This window comes from Micromonospora sp. 067-2, from assembly GCF_046549295.1.
Taxonomy (GTDB): Bacteria; Actinomycetota; Actinomycetes; order Mycobacteriales; family Micromonosporaceae; genus Micromonospora.
On sequence record NZ_JAJPWB010000008.1, the window covers coordinates 175,615 to 193,135 of the forward strand.

General features: G+C 72.6%; 15 protein-coding genes and 1 pseudogene. 6 read left to right on the forward strand and 10 right to left on the reverse strand.

Annotated elements, in window-relative coordinates:
- Window positions 1–3: 3 nt before the first annotated feature.
- From ACLJN9_RS20555 to ACLJN9_RS20570, 4 genes are all read left to right on the forward strand, one after another.
- Window positions 4–438, forward strand: a complete 435-nt coding sequence (locus tag ACLJN9_RS20555; protein ID WP_410813079.1) for a MarR family winged helix-turn-helix transcriptional regulator — start codon at window positions 4–6, stop codon at window positions 436–438.
- A 140-nt stretch (window positions 439–578) separates the two neighbouring features.
- The gene (locus tag ACLJN9_RS20560; protein ID WP_410813080.1) at window positions 579–2,198 is read left to right on the forward strand and encodes an MDR family MFS transporter; all 1,620 of its coding nucleotides are present in this window, start codon (window positions 579–581) and stop codon (window positions 2,196–2,198) included.
- 10 nt (window positions 2,199–2,208) lie between these two features.
- Window positions 2,209–2,703 (forward strand): universal stress protein, encoded by a 495-nt coding sequence (locus ACLJN9_RS20565; protein ID WP_410813081.1) that lies wholly within the window; start codon window positions 2,209–2,211, stop codon window positions 2,701–2,703.
- A 46-nt stretch (window positions 2,704–2,749) separates the two neighbouring features.
- Window positions 2,750–3,283: a DinB family protein gene (locus tag ACLJN9_RS20570; protein ID WP_410813082.1), complete on the forward strand. Its 534-nt coding sequence runs from the start codon at window positions 2,750–2,752 to the stop codon at window positions 3,281–3,283.
- A gap of 89 nt (window positions 3,284–3,372) precedes the next feature.
- Here ACLJN9_RS20570 and ACLJN9_RS20575 read toward each other — a convergent pair whose 3' ends face one another.
- The 3 genes from ACLJN9_RS20575 to ACLJN9_RS20585 all read right to left on the reverse strand — a co-directional run bounded on the left by ACLJN9_RS20575 (window position 3,373) and on the right by ACLJN9_RS20585 (window position 8,160).
- The gene (locus tag ACLJN9_RS20575; RefSeq protein ID WP_410813083.1) at window positions 3,373–3,993 is read right to left on the reverse strand and encodes an HAD family hydrolase; all 621 of its coding nucleotides are present in this window, start codon (window positions 3,991–3,993) and stop codon (window positions 3,373–3,375) included.
- The gene (smc, locus tag ACLJN9_RS20580) at window positions 3,993–7,607 is read right to left on the reverse strand and encodes a chromosome segregation protein SMC (RefSeq protein WP_410813084.1); all 3,615 of its coding nucleotides are present in this window, start codon (window positions 7,605–7,607) and stop codon (window positions 3,993–3,995) included. The genes ACLJN9_RS20575 and smc overlap by 1 nt, the downstream gene beginning before the upstream one ends.
- A gap of 358 nt (window positions 7,608–7,965) precedes the next feature.
- Complete coding sequence (locus ACLJN9_RS20585; protein WP_030487463.1) at window positions 7,966–8,160, reverse strand: hypothetical protein; 195 nt, start codon at window positions 8,158–8,160, stop codon at window positions 7,966–7,968.
- Between the two features lie 370 nt (window positions 8,161–8,530).
- On the opposite strand from ACLJN9_RS20585, the gene ACLJN9_RS20590 reads away from it, so the two are divergent.
- The gene (locus tag ACLJN9_RS20590) at window positions 8,531–9,682 is read left to right on the forward strand and encodes a CAP domain-containing protein (protein WP_410813085.1); all 1,152 of its coding nucleotides are present in this window, start codon (window positions 8,531–8,533) and stop codon (window positions 9,680–9,682) included.
- 119 nt (window positions 9,683–9,801) lie between these two features.
- On the forward strand, window positions 9,802–10,671 hold the full coding sequence (locus ACLJN9_RS20595; RefSeq protein ID WP_410813086.1) for an endo alpha-1,4 polygalactosaminidase: 870 nt from the start codon (window positions 9,802–9,804) through the stop codon (window positions 10,669–10,671).
- Window positions 10,672–10,757: 86 nt separating this feature from the next.
- Here the strand turns inward: ACLJN9_RS20595 and ACLJN9_RS20600 are convergent, their stop codons facing one another.
- The 7 genes and pseudogenes from ACLJN9_RS20600 to ACLJN9_RS20630 form a co-directional block, all read right to left on the reverse strand.
- A complete protein-coding gene (locus ACLJN9_RS20600) occupies window positions 10,758–12,977 on the reverse strand; it encodes an MMPL family transporter (protein ID WP_410813087.1) in 2,220 nt (739 codons plus the stop codon).
- A gap of 222 nt (window positions 12,978–13,199) precedes the next feature.
- Window positions 13,200–14,057, reverse strand: coding sequence for a bifunctional DNA-formamidopyrimidine glycosylase/DNA-(apurinic or apyrimidinic site) lyase (mutM, locus tag ACLJN9_RS20605; RefSeq protein WP_410813088.1), 858 nt, complete (start codon window positions 14,055–14,057; stop codon window positions 13,200–13,202).
- Between the two features lie 280 nt (window positions 14,058–14,337).
- Window positions 14,338–15,054, reverse strand: a pseudogene (rnc, locus tag ACLJN9_RS20610) (ribonuclease III); the annotation flags it as partial.
- Entirely contained in the window at window positions 15,051–16,037 is a 987-nt protein-coding gene (locus ACLJN9_RS20615; RefSeq protein ID WP_410813089.1) for a phosphate acyltransferase PlsX, read from the reverse strand. The pseudogene rnc and the gene ACLJN9_RS20615, both read right to left, overlap by 4 nt.
- A 114-nt stretch (window positions 16,038–16,151) precedes the next feature.
- Window positions 16,152–16,325 (reverse strand): 50S ribosomal protein L32, encoded by a 174-nt coding sequence (gene rpmF, locus ACLJN9_RS20620; RefSeq protein ID WP_030335284.1) that lies wholly within the window; start codon window positions 16,323–16,325, stop codon window positions 16,152–16,154.
- Window positions 16,326–16,330: 5 nt separating this feature from the next.
- A complete protein-coding gene (locus ACLJN9_RS20625; protein ID WP_410813090.1) occupies window positions 16,331–16,894 on the reverse strand; it encodes a YceD family protein in 564 nt (187 codons plus the stop codon).
- 110 nt (window positions 16,895–17,004) lie between these two features.
- A complete protein-coding gene (locus ACLJN9_RS20630) occupies window positions 17,005–17,502 on the reverse strand; it encodes a hypothetical protein (RefSeq protein WP_110562456.1) in 498 nt (165 codons plus the stop codon).
- Window positions 17,503–17,521: the final 19 nt, after the last annotated feature.

The window sequence follows — 17,521 nt, forward strand, 5'->3', positions numbered from 1 at the left end:
CCCGTGGACGAGCACCTGCCGGAGCCGATCCGGGCGGTCGAGCACGAGCTGACCGCCCTGCTGCGTCGTGGTCGGGCGGTCTCCTGGGAGATTGCCCGGGAGGTGCATCCGACCCTCGAACCGAACACCTACGGGTTGCTGCTCTGGCTGTGGCGCAGTGGGTCGATCCGGTTGACCGAGCTGGCGGCGCGGCTCGGCGTGGGCAAGGGGACGTTGAGCCGGCAGATCAACGGGCTGGAGGTGCTCGGTCTGGTCCGGCGCGACCCCGATCCGAGTGACCGCAGGGCGGCGCAGATCAGCCTCACCGAGGAGGGCAAGCGCCGGTTCGACGTGGCCCGGGCGGCTCGGCTCGGCGAGTTCCTGCGGGCTCTGGACGGCTGGCCGGTGCGGGATGTCGAGGAGTTCGCGCGCCTGCTCGGCCGGTTCAACGACTCCTGACCCCGGCCCGGTCGCCGGGGAATGTCTTTCGGGTCCGACAAGTTGTTGCTTGAGGCAACCAAGGCTTACGGTTGCTTCAGGCAACTCCCAGGCGGATACCCCCCGCCGTTCCACCTCGACTCCACCCGGAGGCAGCAACGATGAGCCAGGCGACAGCGCCCACCCGGGCGACCGGCGTCGACATGACCCACCGGCAGATCCTGGAGGCACTCTCCGGCCTGCTGCTGGGCATGTTCGTCGCGATCCTCTCCTCCACGGTCGTCTCGAACGCGCTGCCGCGGATCATCACCGAACTGCACGGCGGCCAGTCCGCGTACACCTGGGTCGTGACGTCGGCACTGCTCGCGATCACCGCGACCACCCCGATCTGGGGCAAGCTCGCCGACCTGACCAGCAAGAAGGTCCTGGTCCAGCTCTCCCTGGGGATCTACGTGCTGGGCTCGGTGCTGGCCGGCGCCGCGCAGGGCACCGGTGAGCTGATCGCCTGCCGGGTGGTCCAGGGCATCGGCGCCGGTGGTCTCACCGCACTGGCCCAGGTGATCATGGCAACCATGATCGCGCCGCGCGAGCGCGGCCGCTACAGCGGCTACCTCGGCGCCGTGATGGCCGTCGGCACCATCGGCGGCCCGCTGATCGGCGGCGTGATCGTGGACACCTCCTGGCTCGGCTGGCGCTGGTGCTTCTACGTCGGCGTGCCGTTCGCCATCGCCGCGCTGGTGGTGCTCCAGAAGACCCTGCACCTCCCGGTGGTCAAGCGGAAGGCGCAGATCGACTGGTGGGGCGCCACCCTCATCACCGCGGCCGTCTCGATGCTGCTGATCTGGGTCTCGCTAGCCGGCGACGTCTTCGCCTGGGCCTCCTGGCAGACCGCCGCCATGGTGCTCGGCGCGCTGGTGCTCGGCGCGCTGGCGATCCGGGTGGAGACCCGGGCCGCCGAACCGATGATCCCGCCACGGCTGTTCCGCAACCGCACCATCACCCTGGCCGTCATCGCCAGCATCGCGGTCGGCGTGGGCATGTTCGGTGCGTCGATCTTCCTCGGCCAGTACTTCCAGATCAGCCGCGGCCAGAGCCCGACCAGGTCCGGCCTGATGACCCTGCCGATGATCCTGGGCCTGCTGGTCGCCTCGACGCTGGTCGGGCGGATCATCACGCGTACCGGCCGCTGGAAGCGGTTCCTGGTGATCGGCTCGGCGCTGCTCACCATCGGCTTCGCACTGCTGGGCACGCTGCGCGCGGACACCAGCTTCGCCCTGCTCAGCGTCTACATGGTGCTGGTCGGCGTCGGCCTGGGCATGACCATGCAGAACCTCGTGCTCGCCGTGCAGAACACCGTCGGCCCGCACGAGCTGGGCGCGGCCAGCTCGGTGGTGGCGTTCTTCCGCAGCCTCGGCGGCGCGATCGGCGTCGCCGCCCTCGGCGCGGTGCTCGCGCACAAGGTCAAGGACTACACGGCCGAGGGGCTGACCCAGCTCGGGATCCCGGCGTCCAGTTCGGGTGGCGGCGGTGTCCTGCCCGACGTGCACACCCTTCCCGGCCCGCTGCGCGCGGTGGTGGAGAGCGCGTACGGCCACGGCGCCGGCGACATCTTCCTGACCGCCGCCCCGTTCGCGCTCATCGCGCTGATCGCGGTGAGTTTCATCAGGGAGGTGCCGCTGCGGCTGCACAACGGCGACCCGGTCGGCGACGAGGTCGACCGCGAGTCGACCGTCGCGGCCGGCGCCGCGGCCGCCGTGGTCCGCACCGGCGAGCAGAGGTGAGGTGACCGCCATGAGCGTGGGAGCACCGGACCGCGAGGAGTACGGCCCCCGGACCCGTCCGCTGCCCTTCGAACGCGGCACGGACGGGCCCCGGGTGGTCCTGGTCGGCGTGGACGGCACCCGCACCTCCGAGCGGGCCGGCTGGTACGCCGCCGGCCTGGCCCGCCGGCAGGGCGCCGCGCTGGTGGTGGTGTTCGTCAGCTCGGCGAGCGGGCTGAGCGCCCTGGTGCCCGGGATGGACGCCGGCGCGGTGCAGCGCACCCACGACGAGCTGGCCGACGAGCTGCGCAAGGAGTGCCGTCGCGGGGCCGAGGAGCTGAACGTGCCGCTGACGTTCCTCTGCCGACGTGGTGACGCGTACGCCGAGCTGTGCGCGGCAGCCGACGAGAGCCAGGCCGACATGGTGGTGGTCGGTGCCTCCGAGCAGGCCGGTCACCGGCTCGTCGGCTCGGTCGCGACCCGGCTGGTCCGCGCCGGCCGCTGGCCGGTCGTCGTCGTCCCCTGAAAAAAAAGTGGTCGCGTCTGTCGTACCCCGACCGCAGGATGGCCGGATGACGACGTGGAGAGCGCCCGAGATCGACCGCAAGCACGAGCCCTACACCGGTGACGAGCGCACCATGCTGGAGGGCTGGCTCGACTACCACCGCGACACCCTGCTGCTCAAGTGCGCCGGCCTCGGTGTCGAGCAGGTGCGGCAGGCGAGCGTCGAGCCGTCCGGCCTGACCCTGCTCGGGCTGGTCCTGCACATGACCGACGTCGAACGCTCCTGGTTCCGGCAGCGCTTCGCCGGTGAGGACCTGCCCGACCTGTATGACTACGACACCGACAACGACGCCGACTTCCACGCCGCGTCCGGCGCCGACCCGGAGGCGGCCTTCGCCACCTTCCGGGCCGAGGTCGAAGCGGCCCGCGCCGTGACCGCGGGCCGCTCCCTGGACGAGACGTTCACCCTCACCCGCGGCGACGGCGCCGCGCGCACCTTCAACCTGCGCTGGGCGTACGTGCACATGATCGAGGAGTACGCCCGGCACAACGGGCACGCCGACCTGATCCGCGAGCGGATCGACGGCGTGACCGGCGACTGACCCCGCTGACCCGGAACGGATCGGTGGTGGGGCCGCATCGGTCCGGTCCGGATGCCGCCACCTCCCCGACACCGCCACGGGAGGGCCGCTCAGTAGGCCAGCGCCGCCCGCAGATAGCGCAGGTCGGCGGTGCCGCCCCACCGGTGCGCCGACAGCCCGGCCGACCGGGCGCCCCGCACGGCCCAGTCCTCGTCGTCGACGAAGAGCACCCGTGCCGGAGGAGTGTCCAGTGCCGCACAGGCCGCCTGGAAATACTCCGGGGCCGGCTTGTGCACCCCGAGCGTCGAGGAGTTCACCACCACGTCCACCTCGTCGGCCAGGCCGAGCGCTGCCAGGTCGGCGTCGAGCAGGTCGGTGGCGTTGGTGGCCAGGCCGACCGTGATGCCGCCGTCGCGAACCTCCCGGACGAGGTCGCGCACCTCGGTGTCCACCTCACCCCGGTAGCGCTGCCACTGCTCGACCGCCTCCCGGGCCCGGTCCGGGCCGCCGGCCGGCTCGGCCAGCGCGTCGGCCACGCTGCTCATCCAGTCGGCGTGGCTGACCTGGCCGGTGAGCACCGGCCGGAGCCGCCCCCACTGCATGGCGATCTCGGTGAGCACGCCGTCGGCGAGACCGTACTCCCGCTCCACCCCGGCGGCCACCGCCGGGTCGAAGCGGCGCAGCACGCCGTCCAGATCCAGCAGGAGCGCTGTCGCGCGTGCCCGAGCCACTACCTGTTCTCCTCGCCGCGGCCGTACCGCTGCTCGTCCTCGTCGGCCCGGTTGAGCCGTTGGCTGATCACCTGGGTGACCCCACTGCGCATGGTCACGCCGTAGAGCGCGTCCGCGATCTCCATGGTCCGCTTCTGGTGCGTGATGACGATCAGTTGGCTCTTCTCCCGCAACTGTGCCAGCAACATGATCAGTCGACCCAGGTTCACGTCGTCCAGCGCCGCCTCCACCTCGTCCATGATGTAGAACGGGCTGGGTCGGGCACGGAAGATCGCCACCAACATGGCCACCGCGGTCAGCGACCGCTCGCCACCGGAGAGCAGGGAGAGCCGCTTGATCTTCTTGCCGGGCGGCCGGGCCTCCACCTCGACGCCGGTGGTGAGCAGGTCGTCGGGTTCGGTGAGGATCAGCCGGCCCTCGCCGCCGGGAAAGAGCACGGTGAACACCTGCTCGAACTCCCGGGCGGTGTCCTCGAACGCGCTGGCGAAGACCTCGAGGATCCGCTCGTCCACGTCCTTGACCACGGTGAGCAGGTCCCGCCGGGTGGCCTTGAGATCCTCCAGCTGCTCGGAGAGGAACTTGAAGCGCTCCTCCAGCGCGGCGAACTCCTCCAACGCGAGCGGGTTGACCTTGCCGAGCAGGGCCAGTTCGCGTTCCGCCTTGGCAGCCCGCTTCTCCTGCACCGGCCGCTCGTATCCGACCGGCTCGGGCACCGGCAGGCCGTCGCGCTCAGCCGCCGCCACGTCGGCCTGGGTGGGCGGTACGGGCTGGGTGGGACCGTACTCGGCGACCAGGGTCTCCACGTCCAGCCCGAAGTCCTCGGCCGCCTTCGCCTCCAGCTGCTCGATGCGCAGCCGCTGCTCGGCGCGGGCGACCTCGTCCCGGTGCACCTGGCTGGTCAGCCGCTCCAGCTCCGCGCCGAACCGCTTGGCCGCCCCGCGTACCTCCTGGAGCTCCGCCTCGCGGGAGGCCCGCTCCCGGGCCACGGCGTCGCGGTGCTCCTCGGCCGCCGCGATCGAGGTGGTGAGTCGGGTGAGCGCCTCCCTCGCGCCGCCGACGACGGCCCGGGCGATCCCCGCGCCCCGGGTGCGCGCGGCCCGCCGGGCCGCGGCGCGCTCCCGGGCGGCCCGCTCCGCGGTGGCCTGCCGGGACAGTGAGTCGGCCCGGCCGGCGATCGACGAGACGCGCTCCTCGGCGGTTCGCACCGCGAGCCGGACCTCCAGTTCGTTCTGCCGTGCCTGCGGCACCGTGGCGGCGAGCTGGTCGCGTTCCTCGGCGGAGGGCTCGGCGTCGACCGGGGTCTCCTCGGCCAGCCGCAGCCGCTCCTCCAGCTCGTCGAGTGCGGCGAGGTCCCGCTGCCGGGCCGCCTCGGCGCGAGCCCGCGAGTCCCCGAGCCGGTCGGTCTCCGCCTTGGCCGAGCGGGCCGCCGCCCCCAGCTCGGCCAGCCGGCGGGCGGCGGCGTTGCGGTGGCTCTCCGCCTCGCGCTTCTCGGCGGCGGCGTGCTGCACGGCCTCCTTGGCGGCCGCCACCTCGGCGCGCGCCTCGACGAGCTGGTCGCGCAGCTCCGTCCCGGTGCGCTCGGCGGTGAGCCGGTTCGTACGGGCCTCCTCGACGGCGGCCTGCACCTCGATGTAGCTGGGGGCCTTGGCCGACCCGCCGGCCGCCGCGTACGCCCCGACCACGTCCCCGTCGGGCGTCACGGCACGCAGTTCGGGGTTGCCGGCGACCAGCTCGGCGGCGGCGTCCAGATCGTCGACGAGCGCCACGTCGCGCAGCGCCCGGTGCACGGCGGGGCGCAGTTCGGCGCCGCACTCGACCAGGTCGGGTGCCCACCGGGCGCCCTCGGGCAGCTTCGGACGCAGAGCGTCGGCGGAGCCGGTCATGCCGGGACCGGCCGGGCTGCCGACCAGCAGGCCGGCCCGACCGGCGTCGGAGATCTTCAGCAGCCGCATGGCCTCGACGGCCTCGTCCACCCCGCTGACCGCGACCGCGTCGGCGAGGCCGCCGAGCGCGGCGGCCAGCGCGGCCTCGTTCCCCGGTGCCACGGTGAGCAGCCCGGCGAGGCTGCCGAGCAGGCCGCTCACGTCCCCGGCGCGGGCGAGCAGCGCACCGGCGCCGTCCTTGCGCCGCAGGCCCGAGGCGAGCGCCTCCTCTCGGGCCTTCCAGGTGGCGGCGTCCTTCTCCGCCGCCCGCTCGGCGTCGGCCAGCGACCGGACGGTGGCCTGGGCCCGGTCCTGCACGCCGACCGCCTCGGCGTGCCGGGCGTCGAGGCCCGCGTTGTCCCGGTCCGCCTCGGTGGACTGCGCGGCCACCGCGTCCAGGTCGGCCTGCGCCTGCTCGGCGCGGCCCAGCGCGTCGGCGTGTGCGACGGCGAGCCGTTCGATCTCCTCGGCGGCGCTGGTGGTCCGGGTGCGGGCCGAGTTGACCTGGCCGGTGAGCCGGGCCATGCCCTCCCGCCGGTCCGCGATGGCCTTGGCGGCGGCCACCAGCTCCCGTTCGGCGGCGGCGAGCTGCCGTTCCAGCTCCTGGCGGTGCTCCACGGCCTCGGCCAGGCGGATCTGGTCGTCGGTGAGCGCCGCGCGCAGCTCCTCCTCCTGCTCACGCACCCGCTCCGCCTCGGCGTCGAGCTGGTCCGGGTCGCGACCGGTCCGCTCGTCGTCGCCGGTGGTGCTCAGGTGCCGCAGCCGCTCCCGGGCCAGCTGTTCGATCGAGCGGAAGCGTTCCTGCAGGGCGGAGAGCTTGTACCAGGTGTCCTGGGCGGCGGCGAGCAGCGGGGCGTCCTCGGCCAGCGCGGCCTCCAGCTCACCGAGCCGGCCCTGCACCTCGGCGTGCTCGGCCTCGACCTGCTCGCGACGCTCCCGCAGCGCCGTCTCGTCGGCGATCTCCCGATCGAGGGTGGTGCGCAGGGTGGCCAGGTCGTCGGCGAGCAGCCGCAGCCGGGCGTCGCGCAGGTTGGCCTGGATGGCGGCGGCACGCCGGGCCACCTCGGCCTGCCGGCCCAGCGGCTTGAGCTGGCGGCGCAGCTCGGCGGTGAGGTCGGTGAGCCGGTTGAGGTTCACCTGCATCGCGTCGAGCTTGCGCAGCGCCTTCTCTTTGCGCTTGCGGTGCTTGAGGACGCCCGCTGCCTCCTCGATGAACGCCCTGCGGTCCTCCGGCTTGGCGTGCAGCATGCCGTCGAGCCGGCCCTGGCCGACGATGATGTGCATCTCGCGGCCGATGCCGGAGTCGGAGAGCAGTTCCTGGATGTCCAGAAGTCGGCAGGAGTTGCCGTTGATCTCGTACTCGCTCTCGCCGGAGCGGAACATCCGGCGGGTGATGGACACCTCGGTGTACTCGATCGGCAACGCGCCGTCGGTGTTGTCGATGGTGAGGGTGACCTCGGCGCGACCCAGCGGCGCGCGACCGGCGGTGCCGGCGAAGATCACGTCCTCCATCTTGCCGCCGCGCAGCGCCTTGGCCCCCTGCTCGCCGAGCACCCAGGCGATGGCGTCGACGACGTTCGACTTGCCGGAGCCGTTCGGGCCCACCACACAGGTGATCCCGGGCTCCAGCTTCAACGTCGTGGCGGAGGCGAAGGACTTGAACCCCTTCACCGTCAGGCTCTTGAGATACACCTTCTCGATCCTCGTCCGGTGGCCGCCGTACCGTCGCCGGCTGCGCGGACCTGGTGAACCCGCAGACTAACCCGGCGGCGGCAACGGTCGGGCACGCGACCCGCCCCCGGTCACGCCCGTCAACGGCGCGCGACTCGACCGCGCTGTTGTTGCGGCGGCGGCGGGAAAGACAAAGAGTGCTCATGATCGACCGTTGGCTGAGGCCTTTTCGGAAACAGTCGGCGCGGTTCCCGCACGGTGCACGACAAGATCACAAATTGTCGGCGGCGATAGGAGCCGGACAGCGTTGCGCGCCGGCACTGAGGTGTCGGCGCGCATTTTTGCGATGGTGCGATTCAGTTATCCCGGACCCCGAAGATCAGGTCAGCGCCGGCTCGGCCAGACGGAGCAGGTCGTCCGCCTCCGCCGCAGCCGCCGCGAGCCGATCATTGTCGGCACGCAGACGCGTGATCTCGAACTCCAGTGCCTGGACCCTGGAACGCAGTCGGGTGACCTCGTCGAGCAGACGCCGGTCGGGCGCTGCACCTACGTGGCCGTAGAGGGCCTTCGCCATGCTGACTCCTTGATATGCGCTGCCGGAAAGGCCGGCCAACGCGCGCCCATTTGTACGCGGCTGTCATTCCAGCTGTAACTGGACATGACTGGGCGCGACTGGCGACACCTATATATTGAGCCGCAAACCCCTCCTTCGTCAAGTTCTCGCAGGCCGTAGATCATCTCTACGTCGACCTGTCCACTTGTCGGGGGGCTGCCTTACGGCACGGACACGCTCTGTCCGGACTCCTTTACTGTACGCCGGGAATCCGGGAAGTCCGCACCTTGGGGTCCGACTTCCCCTTAACTCTTCCTTAGCCACGTTGCCGCAGGTCGCGGGCGAGTCGTAGCGTCACCCCGGCCCGCAACCGACCCGTGGAGGCAGAGCCGTGTACGGCTGGACCGATCCGATGGACCCGAACGGCGCTCCCCGGCGCGCCGAGCGGCCGACCGACGAGCCGGACTGGCTGAGGAATCACCCGGAGCCCCGCTCGGCCTACCTGTTCGGAGACGACCCCGACCAGCCCGCTGACGAGTGGCACCGCGCCCAGCCCACCGGCCGTTGGCAGCCGGAACCGGCGGTCCCCGAGGGGCCGGTCGACGACCGGACCGCCGCCTGGCCGGCGTACGAGCCCGCCTACCGGCCGGCCGACGAGCCGACCGAGGGGCCGACCGGCAACTGGCACGCCGATCGACCGACCGGCGACGCCACCGGCGGTTGGAGCACCGAGGACGCCACCGGCGGCTGGCGGACCGATGCGTCCAGCCGTCCGGGCGAGGGGCGGCACCGCTCCCCGCGGCGCTGGCGCCGCCCGTTGATGATCGGCGGCGCCGCCGCGGCGGCCACCCTCGTGGTGAGCTTCGGCGTCGGCGCGCTCGCCCTGCCCGGCGGCGACGGCGCGACCAGGGAGCCGAGCGCCGTCGACGACACCGCCGCGGCCGCCCCGGCGGTGCCGACCGAGCAGACCACGGGTGACAACCCGGTCGCACCCTCCCCCACCGGTACGCCCCGTCCGGCGTCGCCGAGCCCGTCGCCGAGCAGGGTCGTCAAGCCCGCCCCGGAGTCGCCGCGGACCAGCGCCGCGTCGCGGCGTAGCGCCCGGCGCACCAGTCCGCCGAGCACCACCACAGGCTCGGGATCGGGCTCCAGCGGCAGCATCAGCGCCCAGGCCCGCGAGGTGGTGGACCTGGTCAACGCCGAGCGTTCGAAGGCCGGCTGCAAGGCACTGAGCGTCGACGACAAGCTGATGACCGCGGCGCAGGGGCACAGCCAGGATCAGGCCGACCACCAGAAGATGTCGCACACCGGCAGTGACGGCAGCGACTCCGGCGTCCGTCTGGACCGCGTCGGCTATGCCTGGCGCACCTACGGCGAGAACGTCGCGTGGAACCAGCAGACCCCGGCCGCCGTGATGGACGCCTGGATGAACAGCTCGGGCCACCGCGCCAACATCCTCAACTGCGCGTTCACCGAGATCGGCGTCGGCATCGCGAGCAGCAACGGGCCGTACTGGACACAGGTCTTCGCGGCGCCGCGCTGACCGCGCGTCGTCCGCGCCTCCGCGCTCGTTGACCCGGTGGGGTACGCCGGGCCGGAGCGTGGGGCGTCGGCGTGCCGGTGAGGGCGGCGCAGGGGCCGCCCCGGACCCGGGGGCTGCCGATGGGAATCCGGCTGCGGCGACGCGCCGCCGTACACCGGCTGCGACGAATCGTGTCGGCCGGCGTCGTGCTCGTCCTGGTGATGCCGGCGTACGGCTGCCGGGGCGAGCTGATCCCGCCCGGCGCGCCCACCGCGTGGCCTGTCGCCCAGACCCGCCACTGGCAGTGGCAGTGGCAGCTCAGCGGCCCGCTCGACCCGACGGTCGACGCCGAGGTCTTCCTACTCGACCCGGTGGCCACCACGGCCGCGCAGACCGCCGAGCTGCGCTCTCGGGACCGCCGCCTGATCTGCCACGTGTACGTCGGCTCGGTCGGCTCGGCCGACCCGGATGTCAGCAGGTACCCGGAGGTCGTACGGGGCTCGACCGGCCCCCGTCCCGGCAGTCGGTGGCTGGATGTCCGGGGGTGGGACGCGCTGGAGCCGGTGCTCGCCGACCGGCTCCGACTCTGTCGGGGCAAGGGCTTCGGCGCGGTGGCGCTGGCCGACGCCGACGGGTACGCGCGGCGCACCGGCTTCCCCCTCGACTTCGACGACCAGTTGCTGTTCAACCGTCGGCTGGCCCGGCTGGCCCGGTCGTTGGACCTGTCCCCCGGGCTGGTCAACGACGTGCCGCAGCTCGCGGCGCTCGCGCCGGATTTCGACTTCGCGGTCAACGAGGAGTGCGTCCGGCTGGGCCAGTGCGCCAAGCTGCTGCCCTTCGCCGACGCCGGCAAGCCGGTCTTCCACGTCGAGTACACCGGCTCGACCGACGACTTCTGCGTTACCACCGTCGGCTACGGCTTCGCCTCGATCCGCAAGAACCGAACCCTGGACGCCTGGCGAAGTCCCTGCCCCGCCCCCGCGGCCGCCGCCCCCGCCCCGTCCCGTTGATCATGAAGTTATTGCCATCCATCTCGGCGTGCCGTGGCAATAACTTCATGATCAACCAGGAGGGCGGGCGCCCCGGGGGGAGGGGTTCAGGGGACTGGGAGTAGGTCCCTGGCCGGGGGTGGTGGGTCGGTGGGGACGGGTGTTGGGCGGCGGCGCAGGAAGCGTGGGGTCCACCAGTTGGCGTCGCCGAGCATGGTCATCAGCGCCGGCAGCACCACGCCCCGGATGATCGTGGCGTCCAGCAGGATCGCCGCCGCCAGGCCGATGCCGAGCTGTTTCATGTCGATCGTGCTCAACGTGGCAAAGATCGAGAACACGCCGACCATCACGATCGCCGCGCTGGTCACCACGCCGGCCGACGAGGTGATCCCGTACGCCACCGCGTCGGAGTTGGACATGCCACCCCGGATCGCCTCGCGGATCCGGCTGACCACGAAGACGTGGTAGTCCATGGAGAGGCCGAAGAGCACCACGAAGAGGAACAGCGGCAGCCAGGACACGATCGCGCCCATCGAGGTGAAGCCGAGCGGCCCCGCCGCCCAGTCGCCCTGGAAGACCAGGACCAGCAGCCCGTACGCGGCGCCGGCGGAGAGCAGGTTCAACGCGATCGAGCTGGCCGCCACCACCACCGACCGGAACGTGACCATCATGACCAGGAAGGTGAGCACCAGCACGAAGCCCATCACCAGCGGCAGCTTGTCCCGGACGTGCCGGGCGTAGTCCTCGCTGTCGGCCACGCTGCCGCCGACCGCGTACTCGATGCCGGGGATGCCCCGCAGCTCGGCCGGGACCAGGTCCCCACGCAGCTTCTCCAACGACTGCACCGAGCGGTCGTCACGGCTGGCGTACGGGGTGGCGACGTCCAGCACGGACACCCGCCGGTCACCCGACACCTCGATCTTCGGGCCGTCCGTCTCGGGCGGGGCGAACAGCGGGTCGCTGGCCGCCCGGGCGGCCAGGTCGGTGAGTGCGGCGTGGACCCGGTCGGCCTGCTCGGCCGGTGCCCGGACGGCCACCACATGGTTGGTGCCGGTGCTCGGGAAGGCGGCGGTGAGCCGGTCGTACGCCTGCATCGCCGGGGTGGTGCGCGGCAGGTCCTCCATACCGGGGAACTTCAGTTTCATGCCGAGCGCCGGGGCGGCCAGCGCGAGCAGCAGACCAACCGAGACGACCAGGGTCGGCACCGGTGCGCGCAGCGCGGGCCGGAGCACCGCCGGCCAGAGCCGGGGCCCGCGGGGCTCGCCGTGCCGGCCGGCGCGCGGCGCGGTCAGGCGCCAGAGCAGCGGCACCCGGGGCCGGTCGACCCAGCGACCGAGCCTGGCCAGCAGAGCGGGCAGTACGGTCAGCGACCCGACCACCGCAACGGCGACCACCAGGATCGAGCCGATCGCGAGCGACGAGAAGACCACGTCGCCGGCGAGCAGCAACCCGGCCATCGAGATGATCACCGCGAAGCCGGAGACCACCACGGCGTGCCCGGAGGTCTCCGCGGCGATCTCCACCGCGTCCAGCCCGGACCGGCCCTTGGCGCGTTCCTCACGCTCCCTGCGAACGTAGAACAGCGAGTAGTCGACCCCCACCGCCATGCCGATCAGCAGGATCACGGGGGCCGTGGTGTCGGTGGCCGGCACCAGGTGCGAGGCCAGCGTGGACAGACCCATCGCGGCGGCCACCGAGGAGAGCGCCAGCAGCACCGGCACACTGGCCGCGATCAGCGCGCCGAACGCGATGATCAGGATGGCCAGGGTGACCGGCAGGCTGAGCAGCTCGGCGCGCTTGAAGTCCTTGCCCAGGGTGTCGTCGAGGGCCTGATCGATCGACGGCCCACCAACCTGCTCGACGCGAAGCTGCGGGTGCGCGTCCTGCACGGCGGCGGTGGCGTCGCGCAGCGGCTGCACCCGGTCCGAGGCGGTGTCCGGGTCGCCGGACATGGTGATCGGCAGCAGCAGCGCCGAGCCGTCGCGGGCGGTGACCGGCTGGCCGATCTCGGCGACCCCGGAAACCGTACGCAGCCGGGCCGCCGCGTCGTCCGCCACCGTCTTCGCCGCGGCCGGATCCAGCGCCCCACCCCGGGTGGTGATCAGGATGTTCTCCACGGCCGGGTCGTCGAAGGCGCCGCCGTCCACGATCAGGCTGGCCCGCCCCGCCTCGCCGATCGCCTGGTCGCGACTGCTGGCCTCGTTGAGGCCGGTGGCGTTGCCACCGACGAAGCACACCGCGACGAACACGGCCCACAGCGCGATCGCCCGCCACGGGTGCTCGGCGCTCCACCGCGCCATCCGCACCGTCACCGGTCTTGTCCCCATCTCGCGTCCCCCTGTCACGTCGACCCCCTGTCAACGGTGCTGACGTTAGGGACGTGACGAGGCGGTCACATCGGGGATCGGCCCCGGCCGGCCCCGGAATCGCTGCACCGGGGGCGCGGGGTCCATTCGAGGGGCATCAACCCGCAATTCGGGCGTACGCCGGGGTCCCGCCCGTAGCGACCGGCCACGACCCGCCGGCATCGACCCGGAGTCGACTCCGGGTCATCCCCGAAGGGAACCCCGGGGCCGGGGCTGGCAGTGCGGGCAGCTGTACGAGGAGCGGTTCATGAACGCCTCGCGGCGGACCGGCGTGCCACACCGTCGACACGGCTCACCCTCGCGGCCGTAGACGTTCAGCTCGCGGTCAAAGTAGCCGCTCTCCCCGTTGACGTTGACGTACAGGGCGTCGAAGCTGGTGCCGCCGTCCTTGATCGCCTCAGCGAGCACGTCCCGGACGTGGCCGAGCAGGCGCTGCGCGGCCGGGCCGGTCAGCGCGTCGGTCGGGCGGGTGCCATGCAGCCCGGCGCGCCAGAGCGCCTCGTCGGCGTAGATGTTGCCCACGCCCGAGATCAGGGTCTGGTCGAGCAGTGCCCGCTTCACCTCCGTCCGCCGACGGCGCAGCGCGGCGACGAACGCCGCGTCGGAGAACTCCGGGTCCATCGGGTCGCGGGCGATGTGCGCGATCTCCGCGGGCAACTCGGCGCCCCCCTCGCTGACCGAGAGCCCGCCGAACGTGCGCTGGTCGACGAAGCGCAGTTCCGGCCCGTCGTCGGCAAACCGGAACCGCACCCGCAGGTGGGTCTCGTCCGGCGTGCCGGGCGGCTGGAGCAGCAGCTGACCCGACATGCCGAGGTGCCCGATCACCGCGTCGCCGCTGTCCAGGGGCAACCACAGGTACTTGCCACGGCGACGGACGTCCAGCACCGTCCGGCCGGCGAGCACGTCGGCGAAATGCGCGCCGCCGGGGACGTGACGGCGTACCGCACGGGGATGACGGACCTCCACCGAAGCGATCCGCCGGCCGATGACCCACTGGGCCAGGCCCTGCCGGACGGTCTCCACCTCGGGCAGCTCAGGCACGGGGCCGACCCGCCTCGCGGTCGTCGGCGGCCCCGGTACCGGCGCTCCGGGCCGCGTTGTCGCCACCGGAGACCGGGCCGACGCCGGTGGCGGTCGGCGCCGCACCGTTGCTGTCCGGCCCGGCCCTGTCGACCCGCTCCGCCGCGACGTCGGCGGGCATGACCTGCGCCGTGTGGTCGGCCTGCTCGGTACGGGCCGCACGCTCGGCCCGCTCCAGCGGCCCGACCCGCTCCTCCCGGTCGGTCCGCTCGTCCGGCTCCGCCTGACCGTCCTGGTCGGCCTGACGGTCCTGGTCGGCGAGCATCCGCCACGCCGCCTCCGCCGCCCGCTGCTCGGCCTCCTTCTTGCTGCGTCCGTCCGCGCCGCCGTACCGGTTGCCGGCCACCACCACCCAGGCGGTGAACGTCTTGAGGTGGTCCGGGCCGGCGCCCTCGATCCGGTACTCCGGCACACCGAGCCCGAGCGCCGCGGTCAGCTCCTGGAGGCTGGTCTTCCAGTCCAGGGCGGCACCCCGACCGGCCGACTCGGCCATCAGCGGGTCGAAGAGCCGGTGGATGACGATCCCGGCGGTGTCCAGCCCGTACTGGAGGTAGATCGCGCCGAGCAGCGCCTCCAGGGTGTCGGCGAGGATGCTCGCCTTGTCCCGACCGCCCGTGGTCTCCTCGCCCTTGCCGAGCAGCAGGTACGCGCCGAGGCCGTCCGGGCCCAGACCACGGGCCACATCGGCGAGCGCGCGCATGTTGACGACGCTCGCACGCAGCTTGGCCAACTGCCCCTCGGGCAGATCCGGGTGATTGTGGAAGAGCGCCGTGGTGATCACCACGCCGAGCACCGAGTCGCCGAGGAATTCCAGCCGCTCGTTGGTCGGCAGGCCACCGTTCTCGTACGCGTACGAGCGGTGGGTCAGCGCGCGTAGCAGCAGGTCGGGTTCCAGGCTCACGCCGAAGGCAGCTTCCAGGTGACCGACGGACGCCTGCCGCCGCTTGTCGTTGCTCATGATGTGCGTACCTCGGTGTCGGTGGAACGGTCTGTACGGTCCGTCGCGGCGTCACCGGAGAGCAACGCGGCGATCAGGTCGGTGGCGCGCCGACGCCACAGGTGTGCGGCGAGGGCGATACCGGAGGCGACGTCGTCGGCGCGGGCAGCGCCGTGGCAGATGACCACCGTTCCGGCAACGCCGAGCAGGGCGGCGGCACGGGGGGCGCCACCGCCGACGGGTGGACCGCCGGCCATCGCGTACGCGCCCTCGATCGCCTTCAGCAGCACGTTACCGGTGAAGCCGTCGGTGACCACCACATCGGCGCGCGCGCCGAGGGCCACGTCGTACCCCTCGACGAGGCCGACGTAGCGCGCCCCGCCGGGCAGCGGTTCGACGGCGAGCAGCGGGTCGGTGGCCCTGCGTACCCGATCGCCCTTGCCGGCCTCGGTGCCGACGGAGAGCAGGCCGACCCGAGGCTCGGCGATGGAGTGCGCCACCGCGGCGTACGCGGCGCCGAGCACGGCGTGCCGGGCGAGGGTGGCCGGGCGGGGCTCCAGCGAGCCGCCCACGTCGAGCAGGACGACCGGCCCGGCGACGGCGGGCAGGGTGGCGACCAGGGCGGGTTGGCGGATCTCCGGCCAGCGGCCGAGACCGAGCACGGCCGCGGTGACGGTGGCGCCGGTGGCGCCGGCGGAGAGCAGGGCGTCGGCGGTTCCGTCGCGGACGGCGGTGACCGCCGCCCGGACGGTGCTCTCCGCGCGGGCGGCGCTCGGATGGTCGGCCATGCCGACGGCGTCGCGGACCGGCCGCACCGTGATCCGGGCCCGTTGGGCCGGATCGAGGGCAGCGATCAGCTCGTCGGCCACCTCACTCGGGCCGACGAGCAGCAGATGCAGATCGGGGTCGGCGCGCACGGCACGCAGAGCGCCGTCAACCACGACGGCGGGAGCGTCGTCCCCGCCGAGGAGGTCAACGGCGATCCGCGCGGTGCCCGGCTCCACCGGGACGTCGACCGGTCTGGGCCGGACGGCGTCGGAGGGAGCCGGGGCACCGGGCGTATGCCAGGGTGCGCGCGCCGCCCGACCTGGGGTCGGGGGCGTCACTCGGCGTCCAGGTCAGACCTCGAGAACCTGGCGGCCGTTGTAGGTGCCGCAGACGGAGCAGGCGGCGTGCGGCAGCTTCGGGGACTTGCACTGCGGGCACGCGACGGTCGCGACCACGGTCGCCTTCCAGTTCGCCCGGCGGGACCGGGTGTTGCTGCGCGACATCTTGCGCTTCGGGACGGCCACGGTTCTTACTCCTCTGTACGGGTCAATTGCGACAGGCCTACCCAACGCGGGTCGATCTGCTGGTGACTGTGGTCGGCCGGCAGATCGTCCCAGTGCGCCCCGCAGTCGGGGCACAGTCCTGGGCAGTCCTCCCGGCAGAGCGGGTTGGTCGGCAGCGTGAGCACCAACGCGTCCCGCAGCGCCGGCTCCAGGTCGATCAGATCGCCCTGCATCCGGCCCACCTCGTCCTCGTCGGTCGTGACGTCCGTGGTGCTGTTCTCGTACGCGTACAGCTCCTGGATCGTCACGGCCATCGAGTCGTTGATCTCGCGCAGGCAACGGCCGCACTCGCCCCGGACGGGACCGGTGATGGTCCCGGAGACGAGCACGCCCTCGGACACCGACTGCAACCTCAGATCGAGGTCGAGGTCCGCGCCCTCCGGCACGCCGATCAACTCCACACCGAGGTCCGTCGGTGCCGGCACGACCCGCTGGACCTCACGCAACGCGCCAGGTCGGCGCGGCAGGTCTCTCGTGTCGAGGACCAGCGGCGACCTGGGGTTGAGTGTCGATGGCGAGTGTTTGGGCATAGTCAGACTCCGGCCGGTGAGAGGCCGACAAAAAAGGTTACCTGGGCGACCGCCGGACCGTCGAACCGGGGGCGACGCCCGCCCAAGAATGTCGGCTGGTGAAGTGCCGCTCAGAAGGGTAGCGGGCGTTCCGCCTCATCCCCACCGAAGGTGCCGATCTCCCGCAGCGCGTGCATCTTGTCCCGGCCGCGCTCGATCGAGGCGAGCGCCCGGGTGAGGAACTGCTCGAAGTTGGCCAGAGCGGTGTCCACGTAGTCGTCGACCTCCTCGCGGAGGCGCTGCGCCTCGGCCCGCGCCTCGGCGATGATCCGGGCCCCCTCGTGCTCGGCCGACACGGTGATCTCGTTCACCGAGACCAGGCGGGCGTGTTCCGCCTCACCCTCGCTGATGATCCGGTCGGCCTCGCGCTTGCCGGCATCCATGATCTTGTCGCGCTCGTCCAGCAGCGCGGCGGCGCGACGCAGGTCGGCGGGCAGGTCAGCGCGCATCTCGTCGAGGGCCGCGATCATCTCACCCCGGTCGACCATGCAGTTGTTGCGCGACATCGGGACGGAGCGGGCCTGCTCCACCATGGCGATCAGTTCGTCGATGCGATCGAGCGGGTCCACCGGTACCTCACTCCCTGTC

Bases quoted from the DNA above. Each gene is read 5' to 3' on its own strand.
- ACLJN9_RS20560 (WP_410813080.1), top strand. From the start codon at position 579: ATGAGCCAGGCGACAGCGCCCACCCGGGCGACCGGCGTCGACATGACC.
- ACLJN9_RS20565 (WP_410813081.1), top strand. From the start codon at position 2,209: ATGAGCGTGGGAGCACCGGACCGCGAGGAGTACGGCCCCCGGACCCGT.
- ACLJN9_RS20570 (WP_410813082.1), top strand. From the start codon at position 2,750: ATGACGACGTGGAGAGCGCCCGAGATCGACCGCAAGCACGAGCCCTAC.
- ACLJN9_RS20585 (WP_030487463.1), bottom strand. From the start codon at position 8,160: ATGGCGAAGGCCCTCTACGGCCACGTAGGTGCAGCGCCCGACCGGCGT.
- ACLJN9_RS20595 (WP_410813086.1), top strand. From the start codon at position 9,802: ATGGGAATCCGGCTGCGGCGACGCGCCGCCGTACACCGGCTGCGACGA.
- ACLJN9_RS20600 (WP_410813087.1), bottom strand. From the start codon at position 12,977: ATGGGGACAAGACCGGTGACGGTGCGGATGGCGCGGTGGAGCGCCGAG.
- ACLJN9_RS20625 (WP_410813090.1), bottom strand. From the start codon at position 16,894: ATGCCCAAACACTCGCCATCGACACTCAACCCCAGGTCGCCGCTGGTC.